We start from the raw sequence: 5,930 nt of genomic DNA on the forward strand, positions 1-5,930 counted from the left end.
TTGCGGGGAGAGGTCGGCTCGCAAAGCGAGCCGGGTGAGGGGGAGCCTCCGCGAGTCTAACTATCACCGTCCTCGCGGAGGCTCCCCCCTCACCCCAACCCTCTCCTCGCAAGCGGGGCGAGGGAGTGCACCATCGGCGTTTCGCCCTACACCAGCCCCTCCGCCTTCAACTCCACCTCGATCTCCACAAAAATCCTCGCCAGCCGCTCCGCCCATTGCTGCTGACCGGACTGGTCCGCGATCAAATCTTGCCGGATCTCGATGCCGGTATTGATCAGGCCGCGCGCTTCGCCGTGGACGGGAATGGTGTAGTCGGTGAGGTCGCTCACCGCATAGGGCTTGTTGTCGCCGACGACGAGGTCGCTCTCGACGCGCAAGTGCTTGAGCAGGAGCTGCGGCAGCACGGTGTCACGGTGATAGAGCGCTCCGATGTGCCAGGGCCGCGCGACGCCGGCATAGACCGGCGTGAAGCTGTGCAGTGACACCAGCACCGTCGGCCGCTTGTCGTGCACGCGGCGGTCGATCGCCGCATTGATGCGGTGGTGGTAGGGCTCGAAGATCTCGCGCCGCCTCGCGGCGCGCTCGCCCTCGGAGATGCCCTGGTTGCGTGGAACCGCGGTTGCTTCGGAAATTACGGGGATCGAGCTCACAGCAGCCGGCGGGCGGTTGCAGTCGATCACGAGCCGCGAATAGCGCTGCGCAATCAGATGTGCGTCGAGCATTTTTGCGAGACGCTCGGCGACGCCGGCGATGCCGATATCCCAGGCGATGTGCCTGACAAGCTCGCTTTCCGCGACGCCGAGATCGCCGAGCACGCGCGGCAGCACCCGCCCGTGATGATCCGAGGTGAGCAGGAACGGCGATGTCCCTCCCGCATTCACCTCATGCACGGGCGGAATGTCATCCTCGCCGAGGAGTTGATCGGTCGCGTCGACTGTGTCTAAAGCCATCCTGATTGCCTATGGAAAAAGCAGTCACCCCGAAAATTGGGCGGGAATCGCTATAGATTGCTCCGCCCAAAATCACCATGATCGATAGACGATGCCGCTGCTCACGATTCATCACAAGACCGAATATCGCTACGGTCGCCGAGCTCGCGCACGATGACTTTGGGCTGTCAGCAGGAGAAATTCGAGGTGATGAGTGGCGAGGAAGTGAAGGGTGTGGTGCATTATTGTCATTGCGAGCGCAGCGAAGCAATCCAGACTATTTCCGCGGTGACGGTCTGGATTGCTTCGCTGCGCCCGCAATGACAGTGTTGAAGGTGCGCACAATGCCTCCCCTATGTAGCCCTGGCGAAAACCAGGACGACATCGGAATATGCGCCATTGTCATCATTCGCAGCTACTAGAAACCACATGAGCTCCGATCGTCTTTTCGTCTACGGCACCCTGATGCGCGGCTTCGACCATCCGATGGCGCGGCTGCTCGCGGGACACGCGGATTTTCTGGGTGAGGTGACCTGTCGTGGCCGGCTCGTCCTGGTGAAACATTATCCGGGATTGCTGTTGTCGGACGCACCGTCCGACATTGTCCACGGCGAGCTCTTTCACCTGCGCGTGCCCGACGAGCTCCTGCGGGAGCTCGATATGTACGAGGCCTGCGGCGAGGGCTTTCCGGAGCCAACGGAATATCTGCGCGAGCTGATCGACGTGACGCGCGCGGATGGCGTCACGGAGAAGGCCTGGACCTATGTCTACAACTGGCCCGTCAACGATCTGCCGCGCATCGAGTCCGGGCGCTTTCTAGCGCACTAGCCGCGGATGCGGACTTCACCTCGCCCCGCTTGCGGGGAGAGGTCGGATTGCATCGAAGATGCAATCCGGGTGAGGGGGACTCTCCACGAGTCCAGTTCTCACCGCCCTTGTGGAGACACCCCCTTACCCCAACCCTCTCAGCGCGAGCGAAGCTCGTCGCGTCCCCGCAAGCGGGGCGAGGGAGAGTACCTCCGTCCTGGTGGGCAGTTCGACCACTAGCCCGACAGCACTTCCTTCACCACGCGCACGTCGACTTCATGTTCGACGTAAGTCCACTCCTCGGTCTGCCTGAGCATCGCCACCAGCTCCTCGAACAGCGAGGTATCGGCGGGCGCGAATTCGAACCAGGTCAGGAAGTCGAAGGGGCCGCCGAGGTCGCGGCAGTGATAGAGCTGCCGCGCGATGGCCGGCAGGAAGCGCAGGGTGCTCGCGATGTGGTGCGACTTGTCCTCAAATATCCTGCGGCGCTCTTCCTGTGTCAGCTCCCACCACGCTTCCGATTTGCGGATCGGGATCAGCGCCGCGGACGTCGCCTCTAACCGGCCAAGCTCGGCCTGCACAGCGGTGAGCTGCTCCTTCTCGGCGCGCTCGGTGTAGCGCAGCGTGCTCACGACGCCCGCCAGCCGCCACGCATTGCGTGAGGGCACCAGCGGCAATGAGACGGCCTCGCTGTCGGTGACCGACAGCGCCGGCACGAAGGGCAGGGGCTCGCCCGTCACGGGCGAAATCGAGGTTACACGCCAGCCCCCGCTGTGGCCGCCTCGAAACGTCCTGAACATGTCCTATGGAAGCGCGGAACCACGCGAAATTCAAGGCCTCTGTCATTCCGGGGCGCCTCGAAGAGGCGAGCCCGGAATCCATTTCTCCCGGCGTCCCGGCGGCGCGATGGATTCCGGGCTCGATGTTTCGCATCGTCCCGGAATGACAGAAGGGCCTGTGAATAGGTCGAATAACCCGGATAAGCCTGACAAATCTGACTTTTAGGCAGGCCGCACCTATATCCCTGATCCTTCGCCCGACTCACCCGGTTTCGCGCTAGACACCGCCCATGCGCTTCACGCCCCAATTCCTCGACGAGCTTCGTGCCCGGCTTTCGGTCTCCGAGGTCGTGGGCAAGCGCGTGAAGCTGAAGAAGGCCGGGCGGGAGTGGAAGGGGCTGTCGCCGTTCCAGCAGGAGAAGACGCCGTCCTTCTACGTCAACGACCAGAAGGGTTTTTACCACGACTTCTCCTCCGGCAAGCATGGCGACATCATCACCTTCGTGATGGAGACCGACGGCGTGCCCTTCGCGGAGGCCGTCGAGCGGCTGGCCAACATGGCCGGCCTGCCGCTGCCGGCGGTGACGCCGGATGCGGCGCGGCACGAGCAGCGGCGCCGCACGTTGCATGACGTCATGGACCTTGCGGCAAAGTTTTTCGCGGAGACACTGGCCTCGCGCCTCGGCGCGAAAGCGCGCGGCTATCTCGCCGACCGCGCGATCTCGCCGGCGACGCAATTGCAGTTCCGCCTCGGCTATGCCTCGCCCGACCGCTTTGCGCTGAAGGAGCATCTCGGCAAGCTCGGCGTTTCCGTGGACGACATGGTCGAGACCGGGCTGTTAGTCGCGGGCAACGACATTCCCGTGCCCTACGACCGCTTCCGCGATCGCGTGATGTTTCCGATCACCGATCTGCGCGGCCGCGTCATCGCCTTTGGCGGGCGCGCGCTGGAGAAGGACGTTCCGGCGAAATATCTGAACTCGCCGGAGACGCCGCTCTTCCACAAGGGCGACAATCTCTACAATCATCAGACCGCGCGGAAGGCGACCCATGACGGCAGCGCCCTGATCGTGGTCGAAGGCTATGTCGACGTCATCGCCATGGTCACCGCGGGCTTTGCAGGCAGCGTGGCGCCGCTCGGCACCGCGCTCACCGAAAGCCAGCTCGCGCTGCTCTGGAAGATGGCGGACGAGCCGATCCTCTGCTTCGACGGCGACCGCGCGGGGCAGAAGGCGGCGTATCGTGCCGCCGACCTCGCGCTGCCCTTCCTTAGCCCCGGCAAGAGCCTGCGCTTTGCGCTGCTGCCGGAAGGGCAGGATCCCGATGATCTCGTGCGCTCCGGTGGACGCGGCGCGATCGAGGAGGTGATCGCGGCGGCGCGTCCGCTCGCCGACATGATCTGGTCGCGCGAGCTCGAAGGCGGCAACTTCGTCACGCCCGAGCGCCGCGCCGCGCTGGAAGCGCGCATCAAGGAGCTCTCCAACGGCATCCGCGACGAGGTGGTGCGGCGCTACTATCGCGACGATTTTGTCGAGCGGCTGCAGCGCGCTTTTGCCCCCGAAGGCGGGCGCGGCGGTTTTTCCGGCCGCGGCAATTTCCGCCCCGGTGCGGGCGGCCGCCCATTCCAGCCCCGCGGTGGGCAAGCGAATCGATTCGGCGGCCAGGGGCGCCGCGGGACGCCCGGCCCTACCTTGCTACCGTCCGGCCCCTACCAGGCGGCGAGCCCCCAGCTGGCGGCGAGTCCGATCATGCGGGGCCAGCGCAGCGCCATCTCCCGCCGGGAAGCCCTGATCCTGCAATGCCTGATTAACCACCCCTGGCTGCTCCATGAGCACCTGGAAGAGGTGGCGGCCCTGGAGCTGGCCCATCCCGAGGCCCACAAGCTGCGGGCCGGCATCATCGCCGCCTTCGCCAACGACCACCACCACAGCCCGGACCCTGGCGAGCAGGCCGAGAAGATGCGCTCCGACCTCGAGAAGGGCGGTTTTGTGCCGTTGCTTCAAAGGGTTGAGCGGGCCATCACCACCGCGGCGGTGTGGGGTGCCCGCGAAGGCGCGGCGAGGGACGACGTTCTCTCGACGTGGCACCAGCTCGTTGCCTTGCATCGGCAATGGCATTCACTACTTAGGGAGTTGAAGGACGCCGAGCTGGCCTTGGGGGAGGACCCCAGCGAGGCCAATTTGGCGTGGCTACGAGACGTTAAGGCCCGGATGGCCGAGGTCGACGGTACCGAGGCCCTGATCGAGGGTTTTGGCGAACTGTCGGGCCGGGTCCAGAAGAACGTGTGACGTAAAGAATCATGCGGACGGCCGAGCCCGGAACCGCTAAAAGACTCGCCAAATCCAAGGTTTGGCGGCAAAAACAGGGTTAATCGAGGCTTAACGGTCTTGTAGCACTTTGGCCACCAGGCGGCCGCAGGCAGAACAGACGCGTCAGGAATGAATCCGCGCAATCGCTGTTGGCACTACACCTGCATCCGCCGCGACAAAGAGGCTCACGAAGCGTTAGGCAAATCCGGCGAGAGAAGGGTCGGGGTGGCGAGAGTTGTGCGCGCCGCCTTTTCCGTGTCGGGAGCTGCCGAAGCGAGAGCGTCGAGCAATAGGTTCAGTGGATTCAGGCAGGCGCGGCGAACGTCTGCATGAAGCGCGTTTAGGAGCAATGGATGGCCACCAAGGCAAAGACGCTGCAGGCGAAGGACAAGGAAAAGGACGACAAGGCAGCGGACGCGCCGGAGAAGGACTCCCAGGACGCGCCCTCGCCCTTGCTCGATCTGTCCGACGCGGCAGTGAAGAAGATGATCAAGCAGGCCAAGAAGCGCGGCTTCGTGACCTTCGATCAACTGAATGAAGTTTTGCCGTCCGACCAGACCTCGCCCGAGCAGATCGAGGACATCATGTCGATGCTCTCGGACATGGGCATCAACGTCACCGAAGCCGACGACAGCGAAGGCGAGGAAGACAAGGACGAGGGCGGCGAGGACGAAACCGACAACGAGCTCGTCGAGGTCACCCAGAAGGCCGTCACCGAGGTCAAGAAGAGCGAACCGGGCGAACGCACCGACGATCCCGTGCGCATGTATCTGCGCGAGATGGGCACGGTCGAGCTGCTCTCCCGCGAAGGCGAAATCGCGATTGCGAAGCGCATCGAGGCCGGCCGCGAGGCGATGATCGCGGGCCTCTGCGAAAGCCCGCTGACCTTCCAGGCCATCATCATCTGGCGTGACGAGCTCAACGAAGGAAAGATCTTCCTTCGCGACATCATCGATCTCGAAGCGACCTATGCCGGTCCCGATGCCAAGAGCGGCATGAACGCCGCGATGATTAGCGGTCCCGCCGGCGAGAACGGCGAAGCTTCGGCCGAAGGCGGCGAGGCCACGGCGGCTGCGCCCGCGCTTGTCGCGCCACCCGCCGCGCCG

General features: G+C 64.4%; 5 protein-coding genes. 3 read left to right on the top strand and 2 right to left on the bottom strand.

What is annotated here, in order from left to right; genetic code table 11:
• Positions 1-146 precede the first annotated feature (146 nt).
• A complete protein-coding gene (locus tag AC630_RS41320) occupies positions 147-950 on the bottom strand; it encodes an N-formylglutamate amidohydrolase (RefSeq protein WP_074124147.1) in 804 nt (267 codons plus the stop codon).
• A 408-nt stretch (positions 951-1,358) separates the two neighbouring features.
• On the opposite strand from AC630_RS41320, the gene AC630_RS41325 reads away from it, so the two are divergent.
• Positions 1,359-1,757 carry a gamma-glutamylcyclotransferase family protein gene (locus tag AC630_RS41325; protein WP_074124148.1) on the top strand — a complete coding sequence of 133 codons (399 nt, stop codon included), beginning with the start codon at positions 1,359-1,361 and terminating at the stop codon, positions 1,755-1,757.
• A 215-nt stretch (positions 1,758-1,972) separates the two neighbouring features.
• Here AC630_RS41325 and AC630_RS41330 read toward each other — a convergent pair whose 3' ends face one another.
• Positions 1,973-2,536: a chlorite dismutase family protein gene (locus AC630_RS41330; protein ID WP_074124150.1), complete on the bottom strand. Its 564-nt coding sequence runs from the start codon at positions 2,534-2,536 to the stop codon at positions 1,973-1,975.
• Between the two features lie 269 nt (positions 2,537-2,805).
• On the opposite strand from AC630_RS41330, the gene dnaG reads away from it, so the two are divergent.
• Both dnaG and AC630_RS41340 read left to right on the top strand, forming a co-directional pair.
• Positions 2,806-4,803, top strand: coding sequence for a DNA primase (gene dnaG / locus AC630_RS41335; RefSeq protein WP_074124152.1), 1,998 nt, complete (start codon positions 2,806-2,808; stop codon positions 4,801-4,803).
• A 374-nt stretch (positions 4,804-5,177) separates the two neighbouring features.
• The coding region (locus tag AC630_RS41340; protein WP_283808484.1) for an RNA polymerase sigma factor region1.1 domain-containing protein at positions 5,178-5,930 on the top strand (753 nt) is incomplete at its 3' end.

This window comes from Bradyrhizobium sp. AS23.2 (assembly GCF_001908185.1).
Classification (GTDB): domain Bacteria; phylum Pseudomonadota; class Alphaproteobacteria; order Rhizobiales; family Xanthobacteraceae; genus Bradyrhizobium.